17 protein-coding genes are annotated in these 22,531 nt (G+C 66.1%); 8 read left to right on the top strand and 9 right to left on the bottom strand.

Annotation, left to right across the window (positions count from 1 at the left end; genetic code table 11):
* Positions 1-144: 144 nt before the first annotated feature.
* Both AC3WN8_RS18250 and AC3WN8_RS18245 read right to left on the bottom strand, forming a co-directional pair.
* The gene (locus tag AC3WN8_RS18250; protein WP_492670893.1) at positions 145-1,014 is read right to left on the bottom strand and encodes an SDR family oxidoreductase; all 870 of its coding nucleotides are present in this window, start codon (positions 1,012-1,014) and stop codon (positions 145-147) included.
* Positions 1,015-1,018: 4 nt separating this feature from the next.
* On the bottom strand, positions 1,019-2,146 hold the full coding sequence (locus tag AC3WN8_RS18245; RefSeq protein WP_492670892.1) for a DUF819 family protein: 1,128 nt from the start codon (positions 2,144-2,146) through the stop codon (positions 1,019-1,021).
* 176 nt (positions 2,147-2,322) lie between these two features.
* Between AC3WN8_RS18245 and AC3WN8_RS18240 the strand changes: the two genes are divergently transcribed.
* Genes AC3WN8_RS18240 through AC3WN8_RS18230 form a run of 3 tightly spaced genes read left to right on the top strand, consistent with a single transcriptional unit; the run spans position 2,323 to position 5,379 of the window.
* A complete protein-coding gene (locus AC3WN8_RS18240; protein WP_492670891.1) occupies positions 2,323-3,897 on the top strand; it encodes a phytoene desaturase family protein in 1,575 nt (524 codons plus the stop codon).
* A gap of 22 nt (positions 3,898-3,919) precedes the next feature.
* On the top strand, positions 3,920-5,080 hold the full coding sequence (locus AC3WN8_RS18235; protein ID WP_492670890.1) for a nitrilase-related carbon-nitrogen hydrolase: 1,161 nt from the start codon (positions 3,920-3,922) through the stop codon (positions 5,078-5,080).
* An 11-nt stretch (positions 5,081-5,091) separates the two neighbouring features.
* On the top strand, positions 5,092-5,379 hold the full coding sequence (locus AC3WN8_RS18230) for a hypothetical protein (protein WP_492670889.1): 288 nt from the start codon (positions 5,092-5,094) through the stop codon (positions 5,377-5,379).
* Positions 5,380-5,501: 122 nt separating this feature from the next.
* Here the strand turns inward: AC3WN8_RS18230 and manD are convergent, their stop codons facing one another.
* Positions 5,502-6,716, bottom strand: a complete 1,215-nt coding sequence (gene manD, locus AC3WN8_RS18225; protein WP_492670888.1) for a D-mannonate dehydratase ManD — start codon at positions 6,714-6,716, stop codon at positions 5,502-5,504.
* 116 nt (positions 6,717-6,832) lie between these two features.
* Here manD and gcvA point away from each other — a divergent pair, with 116 nt between their 5' ends.
* Complete coding sequence (gene gcvA / locus AC3WN8_RS18220; RefSeq protein ID WP_492670887.1) at positions 6,833-7,750, top strand: transcriptional regulator GcvA; 918 nt, start codon at positions 6,833-6,835, stop codon at positions 7,748-7,750.
* On the opposite strand, the gene AC3WN8_RS18215 is transcribed toward gcvA, so the two are convergent.
* The 3 genes from AC3WN8_RS18215 to AC3WN8_RS18205 are packed head-to-tail and all read right to left on the bottom strand — an operon-like array spanning position 7,722 to position 11,934.
* Positions 7,722-9,203 (bottom strand): aldehyde dehydrogenase family protein, encoded by a 1,482-nt coding sequence (locus tag AC3WN8_RS18215; protein ID WP_492670886.1) that lies wholly within the window; start codon positions 9,201-9,203, stop codon positions 7,722-7,724. The two genes, gcvA and AC3WN8_RS18215, sit on opposite strands and share 29 nt — an antisense overlap.
* On the bottom strand, positions 9,200-10,294 hold the full coding sequence (locus AC3WN8_RS18210) for a pyridoxal phosphate-dependent aminotransferase (protein WP_492670885.1): 1,095 nt from the start codon (positions 10,292-10,294) through the stop codon (positions 9,200-9,202). The genes AC3WN8_RS18215 and AC3WN8_RS18210 overlap by 4 nt, the downstream gene beginning before the upstream one ends.
* Positions 10,295-10,299: 5 nt before the next feature.
* Positions 10,300-11,934, bottom strand: coding sequence for a thiamine pyrophosphate-dependent enzyme (locus AC3WN8_RS18205; protein WP_492670884.1), 1,635 nt, complete (start codon positions 11,932-11,934; stop codon positions 10,300-10,302).
* 287 nt (positions 11,935-12,221) lie between these two features.
* On the opposite strand from AC3WN8_RS18205, the gene AC3WN8_RS18200 reads away from it, so the two are divergent.
* Positions 12,222-14,522 (top strand): TonB-dependent receptor, encoded by a 2,301-nt coding sequence (locus AC3WN8_RS18200; RefSeq protein WP_492670883.1) that lies wholly within the window; start codon positions 12,222-12,224, stop codon positions 14,520-14,522.
* Positions 14,523-14,798: 276 nt separating this feature from the next.
* Here AC3WN8_RS18200 and soxR read toward each other — a convergent pair whose 3' ends face one another.
* Both soxR and AC3WN8_RS18190 read right to left on the bottom strand, forming a co-directional pair.
* On the bottom strand, positions 14,799-15,263 hold the full coding sequence (gene soxR, locus AC3WN8_RS18195) for a redox-sensitive transcriptional activator SoxR (protein ID WP_492670882.1): 465 nt from the start codon (positions 15,261-15,263) through the stop codon (positions 14,799-14,801).
* Positions 15,264-15,387: 124 nt separating this feature from the next.
* Entirely contained in the window at positions 15,388-16,026 is a 639-nt protein-coding gene (locus tag AC3WN8_RS18190) for a TetR/AcrR family transcriptional regulator (protein WP_492670881.1), read from the bottom strand.
* Positions 16,027-16,144: 118 nt separating this feature from the next.
* Between AC3WN8_RS18190 and AC3WN8_RS18185 the strand changes: the two genes are divergently transcribed.
* From AC3WN8_RS18185 to AC3WN8_RS18175, 3 genes are read left to right on the top strand one after another with little or no spacing between them, the layout of a single operon-like run.
* The gene (locus AC3WN8_RS18185; protein ID WP_492670880.1) at positions 16,145-17,278 is read left to right on the top strand and encodes an efflux RND transporter periplasmic adaptor subunit; all 1,134 of its coding nucleotides are present in this window, start codon (positions 16,145-16,147) and stop codon (positions 17,276-17,278) included.
* Between the two features lies 1 nt (position 17,279).
* Positions 17,280-20,357: an efflux RND transporter permease subunit gene (locus AC3WN8_RS18180; RefSeq protein ID WP_492670879.1), complete on the top strand. Its 3,078-nt coding sequence runs from the start codon at positions 17,280-17,282 to the stop codon at positions 20,355-20,357.
* On the top strand, positions 20,350-21,744 hold the full coding sequence (locus AC3WN8_RS18175) for an efflux transporter outer membrane subunit (RefSeq protein ID WP_492670878.1): 1,395 nt from the start codon (positions 20,350-20,352) through the stop codon (positions 21,742-21,744). The genes AC3WN8_RS18180 and AC3WN8_RS18175 overlap by 8 nt, the downstream gene beginning before the upstream one ends.
* A gap of 15 nt (positions 21,745-21,759) precedes the next feature.
* On the opposite strand, the gene AC3WN8_RS18170 is transcribed toward AC3WN8_RS18175, so the two are convergent.
* A complete protein-coding gene (locus AC3WN8_RS18170) occupies positions 21,760-22,458 on the bottom strand; it encodes a pirin family protein (RefSeq protein ID WP_492670877.1) in 699 nt (232 codons plus the stop codon).
* Positions 22,459-22,531: the final 73 nt, after the last annotated feature.

The raw sequence follows: 22,531 nt of genomic DNA, 5'->3' as shown, positions 1-22,531 counted from the left end.
CCGCCGCACCTCATTCGCCGGAGATTGTCCCGGCGACGTAAGCTCAGGCGTCCAAGCAGTATCGACATTGTATTTCCCCTCCACCACGCCGCTTCGCGTCGCGGTCCCCCTCCCCCCGCTGAAGCGCAGGGAGGAGAGGGGAGTTCAGCCCGGCTGATCGGCACCACCAATCCACCAGCCGATATCCGCGACATCGTCGAGAAACCGCATCCGGCCGGCATCGTCGCCGGCCAGCAGCTTCGCCATCACGCGTTCGGCCACCGGATCGGCGGCCCAGCGCAGCCGGCGGCCGTCCGATCGCGATATGTCGACGATCAGCCGGCCGAGCGTGTCAGGCGCGAAGCCCTTGTCGGCATTGCGGGCATGTTCGGCCTGCTGCGCGGCGATGAGCGGATGATAGGGGGAGGCGGGGCCGCTCGCGCCCGTCATGCCTTTCGCGGCGTCGGTGAACAAATTGGTCGAGAAGCCCGCGGGCTCGACCAGCGCGACGCGGATGTCCCAGCGCGCGACTTCCTGGCGCAGCGCTTCGGCCAGTCCCTCCAGCGCGAACTTGCTCGCGGCATAGATGGCGTCGCCGCCGCGACCCGCCAGGCCGGAAAGCGAGCTGATCATGATCACATAGCCGCCGCGCCGCGCGCGCATCGCCGGCAGCACCGCCCTGGTGAGCAGCGCGGCGCCGAAGAAATTGGTTTCCATGACGCGCCGGATCTCGGCCTCGTCCATGTCCTCGAACGCGCCGACCGGCAGCATCCCGGCATTGTTGACCAGCACATCGATGCGGCCGTGCCGGGCGAGCAGATCGGCGACGAAGGGCGCGAAGCGTTCGGATCGGGTGACGTCGAGCGCGGCGATCTCGATGGTCAGGCCGCGCGCTTTCGCAGCCTCGGCGAGCGCGCGCCCGCGCGCGGGATCGCGCATCGTCGCGATCACGGTGTCTCCGCTTTCGGCGAAGGCGAGCGCCGTGGCGAGGCCGATGCCGCTCGAACAGCCGGTGATGAGAATGGTCCTGCCCATCGGATCAGCTCAGCAACATGGTGACGCCGACGCCGATAAAGGTGCCGATCGCCTTGCCGAAGATCGCGCACATCACGCCGGGCGTCACCAGCGCGTACCAGCCGCGCGCCGAGGCGATGGCGGCGGCGGGGGCCGGCCCCACGACATTGGCGGCGGACGCGATCACCGCTTCTGCGAGGTCGATCCGGAACAGCTTCGCGGCGCCCAGGATCAGCGTGAAATGCACGGCCAGCACGATCACGCCGAACACGAACATCGGCAGTGCATTGTCGATAAAGGCGAGCGCGTTGGTGGTCATGCCGATGCACGCGAAGAAGACGTACATCAGCAGCATGCCGAGATCGAAATCGGCGCGGAACCGTTCCATCTGGCGCGGGAACAGATTGGCGATGGCGAGCGAGATCAGGGTGACGACGAGGATCGAATAATGCTCGATCCCGAATCGGACCGCGATCATGTGCGCCGCGGCGCAGATCGACAGGCTGAGCGCGAGCAGGCCGGTAATCTCGACGGGGCGGAAGGGCGGGGTGGTATCGACCCTGGCCTCGACGCTCTCGGTTTCGATCGTGTCGAAACGCGTCGGGATGGCGCGGCGGATGAAGCCGATCGCCGGGATGCTGACCAATGTGATCAGCCCGAGCACGCTGACCGGGCTCGACGCGCTGATCGCGGCCGCAAAATCGGTCTTGGTCAGCTCGACCGCATCGGCCACCGCGACAAGTGCGACCGCGCCGCCGATCCAGCCGCCGGTATAGACGCCCGCGACCTTGGCGCCGAGCGGCCCGAGATCGATCAGCAGGAACGCGACGGTGCTGCCGATCATCACGGTGACGCTGCCGAGCAGGAAGATGATCAGCAACCTGCCGGTTTCGCGGACGATCTTGCGGATATTCGCCTTGAACAGGAACAGCGGAATCGCGGCGGGCACGATCACCGAAAAGACGAAGCCATAGGTCGGCGCCTCGAACGGCACGACCTTGAAATTCGACAGTGCCATGCCGCCGACGATCACCCAAAGCACGCCCGAGGTGCGCTTGAGGATGCGGTGGCCGTCCGCCCAGAAGCCCAGAAAGGCCAGGGCGATCAGCAAGGCGGACAGCAATTGTACATTGTCCGCGGCGATCAGGGGCATCGTCCACTCCTTGGCCCAGCGGGCCGGATGACCCCCATCTTTGCCCAGTGTTGCCGTATATCGGGGCGATACAACTCAATGTTGCTCATCCGGGCAATCAACAAAGCTAATTTTATGCGGATCCTGCGGCCACCTAGGCTGGCGACTGGACGATTTTCCAGGAAGCAGGTGGTGCGGTGTCCGATTTCGACGTTGTGATTGCGGGCGGCGGGGTGAACGCCCTGGCTTGCGCGGCCACGCTGGCCCGCCACGGATTGAGCGTGTGCGTGCTCGAACGCAACGCCAATGTCGGCGGCGGCGCGATCACCGAGGAAGTGACGCTGCCCGGCTTCAGGCACGATCTTTACGGGTCGTCGCATGTCTGGATCCAGTGCAACGAGGATTTCAAGGCGATCCAGCCCGAGCTGGAACGCTATGGCCTGAAATATATCGAGCCGAGCGACCATATCACCGGCCACCCCGATCGCGGCGGCGGGCCGGGCATCGTCATCCACAAGGATATCGAGAAGACCTGCGCCTCGATCGCCGCTTATTCCAAGGCAGATGCCGCGCGCTATCGCGGGGTCTATGCCGATTTCGAGCAGGTGCGCGAAGGCTTCATCAAGGCGTTCTTCTCGCCGCCGGCCATGCCCTCCGCGCTGCCGCGCGCGCTGGAGACGAGCGAGGCCGGATTGCGGCGGCTGCGCGAATTCTCGATGTCGGCGCGCGCCTGGGTCGAAAGCAATTTCGAGAATGATTTCATCAAGGCGGTGATGCTCAACTGGGCGCTGGCGCCGCAGATCCTGCCCGACCAGGAAGGGGCGGGGCAAAGCTTCTACATCATGATCCCGGCCATCCATTATTATGGCCAGGCGATCCCGGAAGGTGGCAGCATGGAGCTGCCCAAGGCGATGGCCCGCTATGTCGAGGCGCATGGCGGCAAGGTGATGACGCGCGCCAGCGTGGCCTCCGTCATCGTCGAGAATGGCCGCGCGGCGGGCGTGCGGCTGGAGGATGGGCAGGAAGTGCGCGGGCGCCGCGCCACCGTCTCCGCGCTCGACCCCAAGCAGACTTTCCTCAAGCTGCTCGGCGAGGAGCGGCTGGAGCCCGGCTTCGCGTCGATGGTGAAGGGCTATTCGTTCGGCAAGATCTCGATCTGCCGCGCGCAGCTCGCGCTCAGCGAAGCGCCCGAATTCCTCAACGGCGCGGACATGAGCGCCTGTCCCTTCCACCGCATCGTCGATTCAATGCCGCAGATGATCAAATTCTATGCGGAGATCGCGATGGGCGTGCCGCCTTCCGATCCGTTCCTGTGGTCGGCCTGCTGGACCAAGCTCGATCCCAGCCGCGCGCCGGCGGGCAAGCACACGCTGATCTTCGACACCTATGTCTCCAACTGGCTGGCCGATGGCCGGACCTGGAACGATATCGGCGAGGATTATTATGCGCGCGTGCTGCTGCCCAAGCTGCAGCAATATGCGCCCAATATCGCCGGCGACGTGATCCTGGGCCATCACATCCAGCATCGCGGCACGCTGGAGGCCGCCAATCTCAGCTTCGTCGAGGGCACGACCAATGGCGGCGAGCGCATCGCCGCGCAGCTCGGCTCGTTCCGCCCGTTCCCCGGCTATGCGCACTACCGTTCGCCGGTGCGCGACCTCTACATGACCGGGCCGCATTGCCACCCCGGCGGCGGCATCTCCGCGATGGGCACGATCACGGCCCGCGTGATGCTCGACGACATGGGCATCGCGCCCGCCAATTTCTGGTGATCTGATTCAGGAGACCGACGACATGACCACACCCGCGCCCAAGATCGACAAATATACCGCCCTCATCATGCAGCCGCATGTCGAGGTGGCGGAGGACCGTGACGGCATCACCCGCAACCTCGACCGCGCGATCAACATGATCGATTTCGGCGTCGGCTATTTCTGGGAATTGCCCGCCAAGCTCGTCGTCTTCCCCGAATATTTCATGCAGGGCGTCACCACGCCGGGCAAGGGCGAGCATGGCATCGACGGCTTCATGAAAAAGGCGATCGAGCTCGACGGGCCGGAGATGCGGCGGCTGGGCGACACCGCGCGCGAATATGGCCTGTATATCGCGGGCGGCGGCGTGATCGAGCGCGTGCCCCAATTCCCCGATCGCTGGTTCAACACCGCCTTCATTATCGGCCCGTCGGGCGATGTCGTGCTGCGCTACCACAAATGGCACATCCCGGCCTCGATCGGCCTGGGGACTTCTCCGCACGATATTTTCGACGAATATCGCGAGGTGTTCGGCGGCGATATCTCGACGCTGTTCCCGGTGATCGACACCGAGATCGGCAAGCTCGGCACGATGACCTGCCATGACGGCTGCACGCCGGAGGTGTCGCGCGCGCTGGGCTATAACGGGGCGGAGGTGATCTGCCATCCGGTCGCGCTGCAGGAAGTGGAGGGCGTTTCCGAACCCTGGGATTTCTGGGTGTTCACGCGCCGCGCCCGCGCGCACGACAATATGGCCTATGTGCTCGGCTCCAACTGGGGCACGGTCGATTACGCCTATTATCCCAAGGCCTTCTGCCCCGGCGGCTCCTTCGCCATCGATTATACCGGCATGATGATGCGCCACGCGCCCTATCCGCAGGAACAGGTGCTGGGCGTCACCATCGACATCGAATCGCTGCGCGAGCACCGGTCGCGCTGCAACCACAACACCTGGGTCGATGTCCGGACCGAGGGTTTCCGCCAGATCTACGAAAAGCCGATCTATCCGGCCAACCAGTTCCCCTCGGGCAAGCCGCCGCGCACGCTGGCGGACAAGATGGGGCCGGTGAAGGAGGTCTTCACCGATCTCTACGGCCGTGGCCAGTTCACGCCGCCGGCGGGCAAGACGGTGGCCGACATGGCCAACCAGCATGCGAACCGCGTCGCCGCCGCGCAGGAACGCGGCACGCTGCGCAAGAGCTGAGGAGAGGCAGGATGCGTGTCGTCAGTTCGCTCGCCGATATCGACTTCAATGTGGGCCGGGTGCGCCGCGAAAGCGGCAATCTGGTGATCGAAAGCAGCGCGGACAGCACGCTGGAAACCACCGTCACGATCACGCCGCGCGACGCGCGCCATGCGCTCAGGCGGCTGATCGGGGCGGGGGCGGTCTGGGGTTTCCTGCCCGCGATCCTGTTCGGGGGCAGCGGCGGTGAAGCGCCCGTCGCCGCGACCGATCATTGGGAGGAACGCCGCAAGTCGACGGGGCTCAACAAGCCCTGGTGACGCGCGGTCCATTCGGGCAAGCCGAAAAAGGCCCGCTTCCCCGTCCAGCTATCCGATGTGTTTCGGGCGGCTGGACGGGGAAGCGGGCTTTCATCATTCGCAAGCGGCGTTTCGAACGACCCTCACCAGTTCCACAAGGTTCCGTCCTCAAGCCGGTTCACCGGCAGATAGGAGGGCTGGTAGGGATATTTGGTCGCCAGCGCCTCGTCGATCTCCACGCCATGGCCGGGCACATCGCCGGGCAGCATATAACCCGCGTCGAAGCTGTAGGCGTGCGGGAAGACGGCATCGGTCGCTTCGGTATGGCGCATATATTCCTGCACGCCGAAATTGGGGACGCTGATGTCGAAATGCAGCGCGGCGCCCATGCACACCGGCGACAGGTCGGTCGCGCCGTGGCAGCCGGTACGCACCTGGTAGAGCGCGGCGAGGTCGGCGATGCGGCGCAGATGGCTGATGCCGCCGGCATGGACCACCGTCGCGCGGATATAGTCGATCAGCTGGTTCTGGATCAGATCCTTGGCGTCCCAGATCGTGTTGAACACCTCACCCACCGCGATGGGGGTGACGGTGTGCTGGCGGATCAGGCGGAACGCCTCCTGATTCTCGGCGGGGGTCGGATCCTCCATCCAGAACAGCCGATAGGGTTCGAGCGACTTGCCGAGCCGGCCCGCCTCGATCGGGGTCAGCCGGTGGTGAACGTCATGGAGCAGGTGATGCTCGAAGCCGAAACGGCTGCGCAGCGCCTCGAACAGCTTGGGCGCGTGATCGAGATATTTCTCGGTCGACCAGATATTCTCGGTGGGGAGCGCGCCGTCGGCGGGCTCGTAGTACATCTTGTCCTTCGACACGCCATAGGTGGAGGCGAGGCCGGGAACGCCCGACTGGGCGCGGATCGCCTTGTAGCCCATCTCGATATAGCGCTGCACTTCGTCGACGGTCTCGGCGATGTCGGCGCCATTGGCATGGCCATAGACCATCACGCCGTCGCGGCTGCGTCCGCCGAGCAGCTGGTAGAGCGGAAGCCCCGCCGCCTTTGCCTTGATGTCCCACAAGGCGGTGTCGACCGCCGCGATCGCGCTCATCGTCACCGGGCCGCGCCGCCAATAGGCGCCGCGATAGAGATATTGCCAGATATCCTCGATGCGATGCGCGTCGCGGCCGATCAGGCAGGGGATGACGTGATCGGTCAGATAGGATGCCACGGCGAGTTCGCGGCCGTTGAGCGTTGCATCGCCGATGCCGGTCAGCCCCTGGTCGGTTTCGATCTTCAGCGTCACGAAATTGCGGTCGGGGCAGGTGACGATGATGCGGGCACCCGTAATCTTCACGTTCATTATCCTTGTTCGATAGGGCGGTTGGGACGACATAGTGGCCGGTGGCCGAGGGCGCGACAAACTGGCGCTGGTCATCGGCGCGATCAGATTTTCTTATCGATGCGAAGGAAGAAGCGATGAACCGGAAGCTGCCACCCCTACTGGGTCTGCGCGTGTTCGAATGCGTCGCCCGGCATCTGAGCTTCACGCGCGCCGCCGACGAATTGTGCGTCACCCAGGCGGCGGTCAGCCATCAGGTGAAGGCGCTGGAGGACTGGCTGGGCGCGCCGCTGTTCCAGCGGCTGAGCCGCACGATCAAGCTGACCGAGCTGGGCGAGACGATGGTGGGGCCGCTCACCCGCGCCTTCGACATCATGGCGGAGGCGACGGGCCAGGCGCTGGAGCGTGACCAGGTGGTGCCGCTGACCGTCGCCACGTTCGATTCCTTCGCGAGCGCGTGGATCATCCCGCGCCTGTCGCGTTTCCAGGAGCGCTTTCCCGATATCGACGTCCGCTTCATCGCCAAGCGGCAGGAGGACGACGCGCTGTCGAGCGGCGATGCCGATATCGAGATCCGCTATGGCAATGGCGGCTGGCCCAATCTGCAGGTCGAGAAGCTGATGGGCGAAAGCGTGGTGCCGGTCTGCGCGCCATCGCTGCTCGAAAAACATGGTGCGCCGACTGAGCTGGCGGAGGTCGGCATGCTGCCGCTGCTCCACGACGTCTTCGCGATCGACTGGACCGAGTTCCTCAACCATTTCGACATACGTGGCGTGAATGTGCGGCGCGGCTTCGGCTTCAGCCATTCGCATCTGGTGAAGCGCGCATGCATGGCGGGCTATGGCGTCGCGCTCGGCCGCTGGCCGCTGGTCGCGGACGAAGTGAAATCGGGCGTGCTGGTGCGGCCGTTCGAAGAGGCGCTGATGCTCGACGACGCTTATTATGTGGTGTGCCGCAGGAGCGTGTCGGACGAGGCCAATGTGAAGGCCTTCGCCTATTGGATGCTCGACGAGGCCGAACTGTTCCTCAAAGAGTCCGGACCATCACCGACTTGAATTCGGTGAAGGCCTCGAGCCCGGCAAAGCCGTGCTCGCGGCCATGGCCCGATTGCTTCATCCCGCCGATCGGCATCGACAGTTCGGGAAAGCCGTGGCTGTTGACCCAGACGATGCCGGCCTGGATGTCGGCGGCGACGCGGTGCGCGCGGCCGACATCGCGCGTCCAGATGCTCGCGGCGAGGCCATAATCGGAATCATTGGCCAGGCGCAGTGCGTCCGCCTCGTCGTCGAAGGGGATGACGGTCAGCACCGGGCCGAACACTTCCTGACGGACGATCGCGCTTTGCTGGTCGACGCCCGTGAGGATGGTCGGTTCGTAGAAGAAGCCGGGGCCGTCGCGGAACGAGCCGCCCGTCGCCACCTGCGCACCATCGGCCCGCGCGCGTTCGACATGGCCGTGCACCGACTGTCGGTGCGCGGCGCTGATCAGCGGGCCCATCTGCGTATCGGGGGCGAAACCCGAGCCGAGCTTCAACGCGGCGGCATGGTCGGCGAGCCCGGCCACCACCTCGTCGAGCACTGAACGTTGAACATAGAGGCGCGAGCCCGCGACGCAGACCTGGCCGGCATTGCCGAAGATCGCGTCGGCGGCGCCGGCGATCGCCTGGGGCAGATCGGCATCGGCGAAGATCAGGACGGGCGATTTGCCGCCCAGTTCAAGCGACAGGCGTTTGAGGCTGCCGCTGGCATCGGCCATCAGCTGACGGCCGACCGCGGTCGAGCCGGTGAACGAGATCTTGGCGATCAGCGGATGCCGCACCATCGCGGCACCCAGTTCGGGGCCGGGACCGTGCAGCACCGAGATCACGCCCTCGGGCACGCCGGCCTCCAGCGCAAGCGCGGCGAGATGAAGCGTGGTGAAGGGCGTCAGTTCGGAGGGTTTGACGATCGCCGAGCAGCCCGCGGCAAGCGCGGGTGCGAGTTTCCACGCCGCCAGCGCCAGCGGCCCGTTCCAGGGCGTGATCAGCCCGGCGACGCCGATCGGTTCCCGGATGCCATAGCCGAGAAAGCTCTGGCCGGGCAGCGAGGGGGAGAAAGTGCCGCCGTCGATCTTGGTAACCCAGCCGGCATAATAGCGGAAGGTATCGGCGCTGTGCGCGACCTCGCCGTGGAATGCCGCGCCGAAGGGCTTGCCGCCGTTCAGCGTTTCGAGTTCGGCGAGCAATTGCGCGTCGCGTTCGATCAGTTCGGCGATGCGCAGCAGGATGCGCTGGCGCTCGGCCGGTGTCTTGCCGCGCCAGCGCTTGTCGGCGAATGCCTGCGATGCGGCCTGGGCCGCGCGATCGAGATCCGCAATGCCCGCCGCATGGGCTTCGCCGAACGCTTCGCCCGTCGCCGGATCGATTCCGATGGTCGGTGCGCCGGCACCCTCGGCCCATTGGGCACCCGCCAGAAAGGGGCGCGGCCTGGCCAGAAAGGCCCGGGTTTCGGGCGCCAGCGCGTCGCTCATGACGCCATATACTCGGTCAGCACCTGGATGACGCGATCATTCTGGTGGGGCCGACCGACCGAGATGCGCAGCGCCGCTTCCGGCCCGCCCGCGGCGACCGGGCGCGGAATGATGCCGCGCGCCTCCAGATAATGCGCCGCGCCGTCCGGATCGTGGCCCGGGGTCGGGAAACGGATGAGGTAGAAGTTTGCGACGGAGGGGATGACGTCGATGCCCGCATCGCCAAGCGCCGCCGCGATCCGCGCCAGTTCGGCATTGTTCTCCGCCCGCACCATTGCGGCATAATCGACGTCGCGCACTGCCGCTTCGGCGGCCGCAAGTGCTGCAGCATTGCCGTTGAAGGGGGTGCGGATGCGCTGGACCATGTCGATGATCGCCCGGGGCGCGTACATCCAGCCGATGCGCAGCCCGGCCAAGCCGTAGAGCTTGGAGAAGGTGCGTGTCATCACGACATTGTCGTGATCGCCGACAAGCGCCGCGCCCGCCTCGTAATCGGGGGCATCGACATAATCGGCATAGGCGCTGTCGAGCAGCAGGATCACGTCGCCGGGCAGCCCGGCATGCAGCCGCCGCAATTCGTCGCGCGGCAGATATTGGCCCACCGGATTGTTCGGGCTGGCGAGCACGACCATCCGCGTCCTGGGCGTCAGCGCCGCCAGCAGCCCGTCGACATCGGGGCGCAGATCGGGCTCGTCGACCGCGATCGCATTGGCGCCCTGCGCGATGCTGTGCACGAACGCCATGGCGAAGCTGTACTGGCTCAGCACGACATCGTCGCCGGGGCCGGCATAGGTGCGGATCAACAGCTGGATCAGTTCGTCGGAACCGTTGCCGCAGACGATGCGATCGGGATCGATGCCGTGCACTTCGCCGATCGCGGTACGCAAAGCCGATTGCGATCCGTCGGGATAGAGCTGGAGCTCCGACGCCAGCGCCCGATAGGCCTCGAGCGCACGGGGGCTGGGGCCGAGCATCGATTCGTTCGACGACAATTTCAGCGGCTGGGCCACGTCGTCGAGCGCGATCTTGCCCTGGCGATAGGGGGCGAGGCCGGCGATCGCGGGCAGGGGGCGTGGGCGCGTGTCCGCCATGCCGGTCACTCCACGCCCTCGAATGCGGGCGGGCGGATGATAAAGGGCCAGGGCGAATCCATGTCGCCGCACGGCACCTCGATCAGTGCGGGTTCGTTCCGCTCCAGCGCCGCCTTCACCGCCTTGTGCAGCGCCTCGGGCGTGGTGACGCGCTCGGCGCGGATGCCGAAGCTTTCGGCGAACTTGCAGAAATCGGGGTTTTTGAGATCGGACGCGATCAGCCGGCCGCCGAACCATTCCTTTTGCTGGCGCTGGACATTCTGGAACTTGTTGTTGTTGAACAGCACGGTGACCAGCGCGATATTGTGCTGCGCGGCGGTCGCCATCTCGTTGGCGGTGAACAGGAAACCGCCGTCGCCGGCGATATTGACCACCGCCTTGTCCGGATGCGCGGCCTTCACGCCCAGCGCGGTCGCATAGCCATAGCCCAGCGTGCCCTGATAGCCGCAGGTGACGATATGGCGCGGTTCATAGACCGGGAAGGCATACCAGGACGTATAGCCGACCTGGGTGATCTCATCGACGAAATAGCCGTCATCGGGCAGCGCCGACCGGATCGCGGCCAGATAGGATGCCTGGGGCTGGACGCGATCCTCGACATCGCCGCGGATGCGTGCGGCAAGCTGGGTCAGCTCGTCTTCGCGCGAGGCCCTTTTGTCGAGCACGCCCGCCAGCTTCTCGACCAATGCGGGCACGGCGTCGGCGGCGTCTGCATGGATGGCGACGGCGGGTGCGGCGATCCGGTCGAGCTCCTCCGCATCGATGTCGATGCGGATCACCTTCATGTGCGGCGGCACTTTCCAGTAGAGATATTGCTGTTCCATCCGGGTGCCGAGGCCGATCACGACATCGGCATTCTTCCACAGCTCATAGCCGGCGGGGAACATCTGCGAGAGCGGGGAGCGATCGGACACCACGCCGCGCCCGCTGCGGAACGACACCACCGGCGCCTGCAGCATTTCCGCGAGCTGATGGAGCGATGCGCCGGCCGCGATCGCGCCGCCACCGGCCAGGATCAAGGGATTGCGCGCAGTCTTCAGCAGCGCGACCGCGTCGGCAATGGCGTCCTCGTTCAACGCGGGGGCCTTGTCGATCACGGCGGCGGGCAGCAATTGCGCGTCGGCGCGGTCGCCCATCACGTCCATCGGCATTTCCAGGCTGACCGGGCGGGGGCGTCCGCTCAGCATCCGGTTGAAGCCCTCATTGACCAAGGCGGGTGCGCCTTCGACGGTCATGGCGCGGTCGGCCCATTTGGTCAGCGTCCGCATCGTGGCGAGCTGGTCGGGCAGTTCGTGGAGATAGCCGATGCCCTTTCCAAGCCCCGCCGTGGGAATCTGGCCGGTCAGGCAGAAGACCGGGGCATTGGTGGCATAAGCGGAGCAAAGTGCCGCGGTGGTGTTGAGCACGCCGGGGCCGGGAACGACGGTATAGACGCCGGGCTTGCCGGTCGACCGGGCATAGCCGAACGCCATATAGGCCGCGCCCTGTTCATGGCGCGTGCCGAACAGGCGCAATTTGTCGCCGGCACCGTGCATGGCATCGAAGAAATGATCGAGCTGCCCGCCCGGGAGCCCGAAAATCGTATCGACCCCATTGACCATCAACTGGCCTAAAAGGGCCTCGGCTCCGCTCATCGACATGAATTCCGCCTCTATAACAGAAGGATGTTTTGTTGCGGCAAACCTGTCCGAAACAGGGCGGCAGTGGCAATTGAATCAAACTTCTGGCGGCCATTAGGTGGTTTCATGGCCGCGCCCCGCCAGGGCCGAATTGGATTAGCGAGGATTATGGTCGCGATCAGTAAGCTTCGTTTGAAGCTGTGCGCGACCTCCGCCGATAGTTCACCCGAAAGATTTGGCCCAGCCTGCGGGACAGGCCGTCGGTATAGACGGCTGGTCGCAGGGGCTTATGGATCGGGGAGATCATGATGCGCACGACCTGCAAGACCTTGTTTCTGACGGCCACGGCCATCGCCTCCATCGCGGTGGCGATGCCGGCGATGGCGCAGGACGCATCGACCCCCGACGAAGCGGCTGCCGTTTCGCAAGACGATATCGTCGTCACCGCGCAGCGCCGCGAGCAGAATCTGCGCGATGTGCCGATCAGCATCTCGGCCTTCTCGGCAAAGGCGCTGGAAAAGGCCAATGTGTCGGAGGCCAAGGATTATCTGGCGTTCGCGCCCAATGTCAGCTTCACCGAGGATGGCGAAACCGGCAACCGTTCGATCAACATCTCGATCCGCGGCGTCAGCAATATCGATCTGGGCGAAGCATCGACCCAGCAGTCGATCGGCTATTATCTCGACGAGCTGAGCGTCGGTTCGACCGCCAACGGCACCTATAATCCGCCCTTGCTCGACGTCGAACGCGTCGAGGTGCTGCGCGGGCCGCAGGGCACCTATTTCGGCCGCAACGCATCGGGCGGCGCGCTCAACATCACCACCAAGAAGCCCGGGCCGGACTTCTATGCCGAAGGCGGCGCCGAATATGCCAGCTTCGACACGTACAAGGCCTATGGCATCGTCAACGTGCCGCTGGCGCAGGGCCTGTATTTCCGGGGCCTCGCGTCATGGGACAAGAGCAACGGCCTGATCCGCAACGTCAATCCCAACGGCACGCCCAATAGCGGCTATGAATATCTCCATTTCCGCGGCGCCGTCCGCGCGCAGCCGGTCGACAATGTGACGATCGACCTGTCGGCCGCCTATTCGGACGAGGATGAGGGCTTCGACGCGACGGTGCCGTCGGGCGTGCTCGACCTCGACACCAAGAGCATTTTCGGCCCCGATTTCGCGGCGCTGCCCGACGGCGTCGGTTTCTATCCGACCAATCAGCGCCGGGTGAACCACAATGCGCCCGAATATAACCGCAACAAGTTCCTGCTGATCAACAACCGCATCTCGGTCGATTTCGACGGTTTCGCGCTGCGTTCGGTGACCGGCTATATCGACAGCAAGAACGGCCGCCTGTTCGACCAGGACAATATCTCGGCCGATGCGATCAACCGTATCAACCGCAATCGCGGACGCTCGTTCAGCCAGGAGCTGCGTCTGCAGTCGACGGGCAAGCAGAAGCTCGACTGGGTCGTGGGCGCGCTCTACGCCAAGGACCGTATCCGCCAGTTCAACAGCATCCAGGCGGGCGCCGACACCAGCTATGTCGATCCGCTGACCGGCAACGTCATCGGCCTGTTGCCGCCGATCCCGCAGGGCTTCCGGATCAACGAGAACAACAAGATCTTCAAGACCGAGAGCATGGCCGCCTTTGCCGACGTCACGCTCAACCTCGATCGCCTGCACCTGACGCTGGGCGGGCGCTATACGCGCGACAAGATCAGCAACAGCGCCTTCGGCGTCTATGCGTTCGAAAGCGCGGTCCCCGATATCGCGGGCAGCAAGAGCTTCACCGATTTCTCGCCGCGCGCGGTGCTGCGCTACGAATTCAGCGACAACGACAATATCTATGCGTCGGTGTCGAAGGGCTACAAGGCCGGCGGCGTCGACATCAATTCGGGCATCACCTCGCCCTTCCGGCCGGAAGAGCTATGGAACTATGAAGTCGGCCTGAAGGGCAGTGCGCTCGATAACACCCTCCAGTACAGCCTGTCGGCCTTTTATCTGAAATGGTCCGACCTTCAGGTACAGACCAATTTCCTGCGCGATCCGAACGACATCAGCTCGGCGGTCGAGCTGACGCTGAACGCGGCCAAGGCCTCGAACAAGGGCTTCGAGATGGAGCTGCAGGGCCGCCTGTCGCGCGAGCTGCGTGCCATGGTCGCCTTCGGCTATCTCGACAGCAAGTTCGACAGTTTCCCGCAAGCGGTGCTTGCCGGCGGCAATGCGGTCAACCTGACCGGGCTGCGCCTGCCCAAGACGCCACGCTTCACCGTGACCACCGCGCTCGATTACGAGCGCCAGATGACCGACGCTCTCAGCCTGTACGGGCGCGCCGAGCTGAACTTCCGATCGGCGGCGGCGGGCGATCTGGAGGGCGTCGCGTCGGAGCAGCTCAATCTGCCGCGCTTCCCTTACAACCCTTCGGCTTATGCCGTCGTCAATCTGCGCATGGGGGTGACGACCGATCGTTTCGAGATCGGCGCTTATGTCGAGAATCTGACCAAGACCGACTATTATACGGGCACCCAGGACAATTTCGGCCTTGGCGGCATCCGCCTGCGCCCGCATCCGCGCGTGTTCGGCGTGACCGGCAAGGTCAAGTTCGGCAGCTGAGCCGGTTAGGCTTTCTCCTCCCTGCGCTCCAGCGCGGGGAGGGGGGCCACGGCGCGAAGCGCCGTGGTGGAGGGGAATTGGGATGCATCATTCCTCTCCGCATCTGCCGGAAATTGTTCGACTGGTTGCGCGCAATCCCGTGGGGTGTCGGCATCGCATTTCCCCTCCACCACCAGCCTTTGGCTGGCGGTCCCCCTCCCCGCGCTGAAGCGCAGGGAGGAGAGGTTCGACGGCGCGAACTCCTAACCTCTTCCGGCACCCCCGCCCGACATTTTCTCAATCGGGGTCGAGCAGCCGCGCGCCGCTCCCCTCCCGCCCAAGCGCATCCTCCGGGTTGCGCAACGGGCAATCCTCGATCGACAGGCAGCCGCAGCCGATGCAGCCGCTCATCTGGTCGCGCAGCCGGGTCAGGCGCGCGATGCGGTCGTCGAGTTCGTCGCGCCATTCGGTCGACAGCCGCGCCCAGTCGGCGGCGGTCACCCTGGGGCCGTGGCCGACCGTCGCCAGCCGCTCGCGGATCGTCGCAAGCGGAATGCCCGCGCGCTGCGCGATCTTGATCACCGCGATCGCGCGCAGCACGCCCCGACCATAACGCCGCTGGTTGCCGGCGTTGCGATCGCTCCACAACAGGCCCTGCGCTTCGTAGAAATGCAGGGTGGAGACGGGTACGCCGGCGCGCGCGGCGACCTCGCCCACGCTCAGCTCGCGATGCACATCGAATGGCCGGATCTTTGCGCGCATGCCGGTTTTCCTATTTACCTCAACTAATGTTGAGGTTTTATAGGGGCGCTTCCGATTCGAAAAGGAAGCAGCCTTGCCGCCCCCATCATGCGTTCCCGTCCCGCTTTTCCGGGCTTTCGTCCGGTCAGGCGGCGATCATCCGCAGATAGAGCCGGGCGAGCATCTCGCCGATCTGGCCGGGCGTGCGGCCGGTGACGATGGTTTCGTCGACCGCGCCGTGCAGGCCGTGGAACATGACCACCGACACGCTCCCAGGATCGTCGACCGTCCAGATGCCGGCCTTGTCGCCGGCGGCGAGCAGATCGGCCAGGTTCCGCACCAGCGGGATATCGCCCATCGCCTCGCGCAGCGGCATCTCCGCGCCGTGGAACACGACGTCGTGCAGCGCGCGCATGTCGAAATAGGCGTCGACCGCCGCGGCGATCCATGTGGTCAGCCGGCCGTTCCAGTCGGTTTCGTCGTGGCGGCCGACGGCGGCGAGCACACGATCGAGGAATTCGTCGGAAAATTGGGTGCGCAGCGCGTCGAGCAGATCCGCCTTGGTGTCGAAATAATGATAGAAAGTGCCCTTCGCGACGCCCGCGCGCGCCGCCACCTCGTCGACCGTCGTCGCCTCTACGCCGTTCTCGACGAACAGCACCCCCGCCGCCTCGACCAGCGAGGCGCGTCTCATGTCCGCGCGGCGCGGCGGCGGTTCGGTTTTCGCCAGGCGCGACTTCAGCCGGTCCATGCGGGTGGGGCGGCCATATTTTCCTTCGCTCATGTCACGTTCCTGCGCGCTCGATCGTCAAAGTGCGAGTGGCTTGACCGATCGAAGCTTAAATAATAATCATTCGCAATAATATCGACTCATAGTCGATTCATGACGAAAGCGCGATAGCATGACAACCGAGACCCCCGAATCCCCCTTGCCCGCGCGCCTTGGCGGCCTTGGCGGGCGCCCGTTGCTGATCGCGCTGGTCGCGGTGCTGCTGCTGTTCGCGCTGCTCTACGGCTGGCGGACGGCGCGCAGTTCCGCAGCGCCGCAAGGCGCGCCGCCGCCCGTTCCCGTTTCCGCCGTCGCCGTCGCGCCGACCGAGGTGCCCGCCGCGCTGGAAGCGGTCGGATCGCTGCGCGCGGTGCGGGAAGTGATGCTGGCGCCCGAAGTCGCCGGCCGCGTCGTCGCCATCCGGTTCGAGGCGGGCATGCGGGTGGGGGCGGGCGCGCCGCTTGTCCAGCTCTATGACGCGCCCGAACGCGCCGATCGCAGCGCCGCCCGCGCCCGCGCCAATTTCGCGGGCGTCCAGCTTGCGCGGTCGCAGGAACTGGCGCCGAGCGGCGCGGAACCGCGCGAGCTGCTCCAGCAGCGCCGTGCCGAGCGCGACCAGGCGGCGGCCTCCGTCCAGCAGTTCGACGCGCGGATCGCGCAGAAACAGGTGCGCGCGCCGTTCGCTGGCGTGCTGGGCGTGCGCCGCGTCAATCCGGGCCAATATCTCAATCCCGGCGATCCGATCGCGACCCTGACCGCGCTCGACACGCTGTTTGTCGATTTCGCGCTGCCGCAGCAGGAACTGGCGCGGCTGCATGTCGGCGCCACGGTGAACGTGACCGTCGATGCCTGGCCCGGCCGCGTCTTCGCCGCGCGCGTCAACGCGATCGAGCCGCGCATCGGCGCGGACACGCGCAACGTCTCGGTCCAGGCGGTGCTTTCCAATCGCGACGGCGCGCTTCGCCCCGGCATGTATGTGACGGCGGCGCTCGAACTGCCGCCCGAGCGCGGCGCGCTCGTCGTGCCGGCGACCGCGATCCAGACCTCGGCGTCGGGCGACAGCGTCACCGTGATCCGCGGCCCCGATGCGCGCCGCAAGGGCAAGGCGGAAGCGGTTTCGGTCACGACCGGCCGCCGCATCGGCAACCGCGTGATCGTGACGCGCGGGCTGAAGCCGGGCGACGTCGTCGTGACCGAAGGGCAGCTTCGCGTGCAGCCCGGCGCCGATGTCGTCGTCGCGCCCGCTCGTCCGGTCGGAGCACGCTGAGATGCGCTTCACCGACATCTTCATCCGCCGCCCGATCCTGGCGATCGTCGTCAGCCTGCTGATCCTGCTGGTCGGCGGCAGCGCGATGTTCCTGCTTCCCGTCCGGCAATATCCGAACATGGAAAGCGCGACGATCGTCATCGACACCAGCTATCCCGGCGCCACGCAGGACGTGATGCAGGGCTTCGTCACCACGCCGATCGCGCAGGCGATCGCGACCGCGAACGGCATCGAATATCTGACCTCGATTTCGAGCCAGGGCAAAAGCCAGGTCAAGGCGAAGCTGGTGCTCAATGCCAATGCCGACCGTTCGATGACCGAGATCCTGGCCAAGGTGCAGCAGGTGAAATATCGCCTGCCGCCCGGCGCCACCGATCCGGTGATCACCAAGATCACCGACGGCGCGTCCGAGATCCAGTATATCTCGTTCACCAGCGATACGCTGAGCGTGCCGCAGATCACCGATTTCGCGACACGCGTCGCCCAGCCGCTGATCACCGCGGTTCCCGGCGTCGCCTCCGCCAAGCTGGAGGGCGGGCAGGCGCTGGCGATGCGCATCTGGGTGGATCCGACCAAGCTCGCCGCGCGCGGCCTGTCGGCGGGCGACATCGCCGCCGCCTTGCGTTCCAACAACGTCCAGGCGGCGCCCGGCCAGCTCAAGGGCAGCGACACCGCGATCAACATCACCGCGACGACCGATCTGACCGGGGTCGAGGATTTCCGCCAGATGGTGGTCAAGAGCGGCACCGACGGGCTGGTGCGGCTGGGCGATGTCGCGACGCTCGAACTGGGCGGGCAGAATTACGATTCCAATGCCACCGCCGACGGCAAGGTCGGCATGTTCATCGGCATCGCGCCCACGTCCGACGGCAATCCGCTGGAGATCATCAAGGGCGTCAACGATCTGCTGCCCGGCATCCAGAAGGTCGCGCCGCCGGGCCTGAAGGTGTTCAACCAGTTCGACGTGGCGCATTTCGTCAACGCCTCGATCGACGAGGTCACGCACACATTGGTCGAAGCGATCGTAATCGTGATCATCGTCATCTTCCTGTTCCTGGGCTCGTTCCGCGCCGTCATCATCCCGGTGATCACCATTCCGCTCTCGCTGGTCGGCACCGCCGCGCTGATGCTGGCCTTCGGCTTCTCGCTGAACCTGCTGACCCTGCTCGCGATGGTGCTGGCGATCGGCCTGGTCGTCGACGACGCGATCGTCGTGGTCGAGAATATCCACCGCCATATCGAGGAGGGGCTGAGCCCGATCCGGGCGTCGCTGATCGGCGCGCGCGAGATCGTGGCGCCGGTGATCGCGATGACGATCACGCTGGCGGCGGTCTATACGCCGATCGGCCTGATGAGCGGCCTCACCGGTGCGCTGTTCCGCGAATTCGCCTTCACCCTCGCCGGATCGGTGATCGTATCGGGCGTGATCGCGCTGACCTTGTCGCCGATGATGAGTTCGGTGCTGCTCAACGCCAAGGTCAACGAAGGGCGGCTCGCCCAGGCGATCGAACGCAATATGGAGCGGGTGACCGCCGGCTATTCGCGCATCCTCGATCGCACGCTCGCCGCGCGCGGGGCGGTGCTGGTCGTCGGGCTGGGCGTGCTGGCGGCGATCGTCGTGCTGTTCACCGGCGCGCAGCGCGAACTCGCGCCGCAGGAGGACCAGGGCTATGTCTTCGTCGCGTCGAAAGCGCCGCAATATGCCAATATCGATTACACCTCGCGCTTCAGCGGCGATATCGAACGCATGTTCCGCACGCTTTCCGAATATCGCAGCAGCTGGTTCGCCAACGGCACCGACGGCACCAATAACGGCTTTGGCGGCGTCATCCTGAAGGACTGGGATCAGCGCGCACGCTCCGCCGACGAGATCCAGGCCGAGCTGAACGGCAAGGGCGGCGCCATCACCGGCATCTATGCCACGGCGTTCCAGCCCGCGCCGCTCCCGGCGGGCAGCGGCGGGCTGCCCGTGCAGATGGTGATCCGCTCGTCCGACGAATTCCCCGAGATCTTCGCCACGCTCGAACGCATCAAGGGTGCGGCATGGGGCAGCGGCCTGTTCGCCTTTGTCGACAGCGATCTGGCGTTCGATAGTCCGGAGGCGCGGATCGTCGTCGATCGCGCCAAGGCGGGCCAGATGGGCGTCTCGATGGAGGCGATCGCCGACACGCTCGCGATCCTGGTGGGCGAGAATTACATCAACCGCTTCAACTGGCACGATCGTTCCTATGACGTGATCACCCAGGCGCCGCCGGGTCAGCGGCTGACGCCCGACAATCTCGGCCGCTTCCATGTGAAGGCCGCGTCGGGCGAGCAGGTGCCGCTGTCGACCGTCGTGCGTGTCGACATGCGGCCCCAGGCCAACAAGCTGCCCCAGTTCAACCAGATGAACGCGGCGACGCTGTCGGCGGTGCTGGCGCCCGGCGTCACCATGGGCCAGGCCGTCGACTTCCTGAAGAACCAGCAGGTCCCCGCCGGCACGACGATCGACTGGCTGTCCGACAGCCGCCAATATGTGAGCGAGGGCGACCGGCTAACGATCAGCTTCGGTTTCGCGCTGATCGTCATCTTCCTGGTGCTGGCGGCGCAGTTCGAAAGCTTCCGCGATCCGCTCGTCATCCTGGTGACGGTGCCGCTCGCGGTCTGCGGGGCGCTGGTGCCGCTCTATCTCGGTTTCGCCACGCTCAACATTTACACCCAGATCGGCCTCGTCACGCTGATCGGCCTGATCTCGAAGCACGGCATCCTGATGGTGTCCTTCGCCAACGAGATCCAGAAGCATGACGGGCTCGATCGCGTCGCGGCGATCCGCCGTTCGGCGGCGGTGCGCATGCGGCCGGTGCTGATGACGACCGCCGCGATGGTCGCCGGGCTCGTGCCGCTGCTGTTCGCGAGCGGGGCGGGTGCATCGAGCCGTTTCGCGATCGGCATCGTCGTGGTGATGGGCATGCTGGTCGGCACGCTCTTCACCCTGTTCGTCCTGCCCACCGTCTACAGCCTGATCGCGCGCGACCACCGCGTCGAGGCGCAGTCGTCACGCGAGCATGAACTCGCCACAGCGGAGCTTGCTCATGCGTAAACTGATCCAGGCCCTGATGCTGATGTCGACCGCCGCCTGCGCGGTCGGCCCCGACTATCGCCCGCCCGAACGCGCATCGGCCGCGCCCGGCGCGTTCGTGACGACGATCGCCACGACCGATCCGGCGCTGCCCTTGCCCGACGATTGGTGGCGGCTCTACCAGGATCCGGTGCTCGACGCGCTGGTGACGCGCGCGCTTGCCGCCAACACCGATCTGCGCGTCGCCTCCGCCAATCTGGCGCGCGCGCGCGCCGTGCTGGGGGAGGCGCGCGCCGGCCGCCTGCCGAGCACGGGCGTTTCGGGGGGCGCCAGCTATGGCGATGCGATCCAGGGCAATCCGGTGGGCGGCGCGGACCGGCAATGGAGCTATTCGGGCGGCCTGTCGCTTTCCTGGGAAGCCGATCTGTTCGGCCGGGTCGGCCGCGCGATCGAGGCGGCGCGCGCCGATACCCAGGCGGTGGAGGCCGCGCGCGACATGGTGCGGGTGACGGTGGCCGCCGAAACCGCGCGTGCCTATCTCGACGCCTGCGCCTTCGCCGAAACCGCCGCCATCGCGCGCGCCTCGCTCGAAACCGCCGATCATGGGCTGCGCATCGTGACTGCGCAGCAGCGGGCGGGATCGGCCGGCCGGCTCGACGTCGAGCGCGCCGCGACGGCGGTGGCGAACGCCCGCGCAGCGATCGCGCCGGCGGACGCGCAGCGCAGCGTCGCGCTGTTCGAACTGGCCGCGTTGCTGGGGGAGGCGCCGAGCGGCGTTCCTGCCGATGCCGCGCGCTGCGCCGCGCCGCCATCGCCCGTCGCGGCGCTGCCGGTGGGCGACGGCACCGCGCTGTTGCGCCGGCGGCCCGATCTGCGCGAGGCGGAGCGCATGCTGGCGGCGGATACCGCACGGATCGGCGTCGCGACCGCCGATCTCTATCCGCGCATCTCGCTGGGCGCGTCGGGCAATTATTTCCGCAACGACAGCGTGCGCGGCAATGACAGCTTCTCCTTCTCGCTGGGGCCGTTGCTGTCGTGGAGCTTCCCCAATGTCGCGGTGGCGCGCAGCCGCATCCGCCAGGCGGAGGCGCAGGGTGAGGCATCGCTCGCCGCGTTCGATGGCCGGGTGATCACCGCGCTCAAGGAAGTGGAACAGGCGCTCACGCTCTACGGCAGCGAGCGCGAGCGCAATCTGGCGCTCACCGAGGCGCGGACGCGGGCGCAGACCGCGTTCGAACTGGCGGATGTCCGCTACCGCGCCGGATCGATCGCCTATCTCGACCTGCTCGTCGCGCAGCGCGAACTGATCGACACCCGCGCCGCGCTCGCCGTTTCGGCGCAGCGGCTGGGCTCGGCGCGGGTCGATCTGTTCAAGGCGCTTGGCGGCGGGTGGCAGGAGCCGGGCTGATACCGTCGTTCCGGATCAGGCGGCGTCGACCAGGACGATCTCGCTGTCTTCGGTCGCCGTCACGCGCAGTATCTCGACATCCTTGATCGCCGCGCCGTCGCGGGCATTCACCCGGATGCCCTCGATCTCGACCGCGCCGGTGGCGGGGACGAGATAGCCGCGGCGATCCTTGCCGAGTGGATATTCCGCTGTCTCGCCGGCCTTGAGCGAGGCGCCGACGACGCGCGCGTCGGTGCGGATCGGCAGAGCGTCATTGTCGTTCTCGAACCCTGAAGCGAGCACCACGAACTGACCGGCCCGGTCGCTCTTGGGGAAGGGCTTGGCGCCCCAGCTCGGCTGTTCGCCGGTCTTCGACGGAATGATCCAGATCTGGAAGATCCGCGTCGTCACATCCTCCAGATTATATTCCGAATGCCGGACGCCCGTGCCGGCGGACATCACCTGCACGTCGCCCGCTTCGGTCCTGCCCTTGTTGCCCAGGCTGTCCTCATGGGTGATCGCGCCTTCGCGGACATAGGTGATGATTTCCATGTCGCGATGCGGGTGTGGGGGAAAGCCGGTCTTCGGGGCGATGGTGTCGTCGTTCCAGACGCGCAGGTCGCCCCAGTTCATCCGCGCATCGTCGTGATAGCCGGCGAACGAGAAATGATGCTTGGCATCCAGCCAGCCGTGATTGGCGCCGCCAAGATCTGCGAAAGGGCGAAGTTCGATCATGTCCTGTCTCCTCGATGCCCGTCGGGGCCTCTGCTGTGATGGTGTGGAGATAGAGGTTGAGACCTTTCTATTG

It is taken from the genome of Sphingobium sp. FW305-3-2-15-F-TSA7, assembly GCF_058787155.1.
This window is presented reverse-complemented; position numbering and strand designations above follow the sequence as displayed.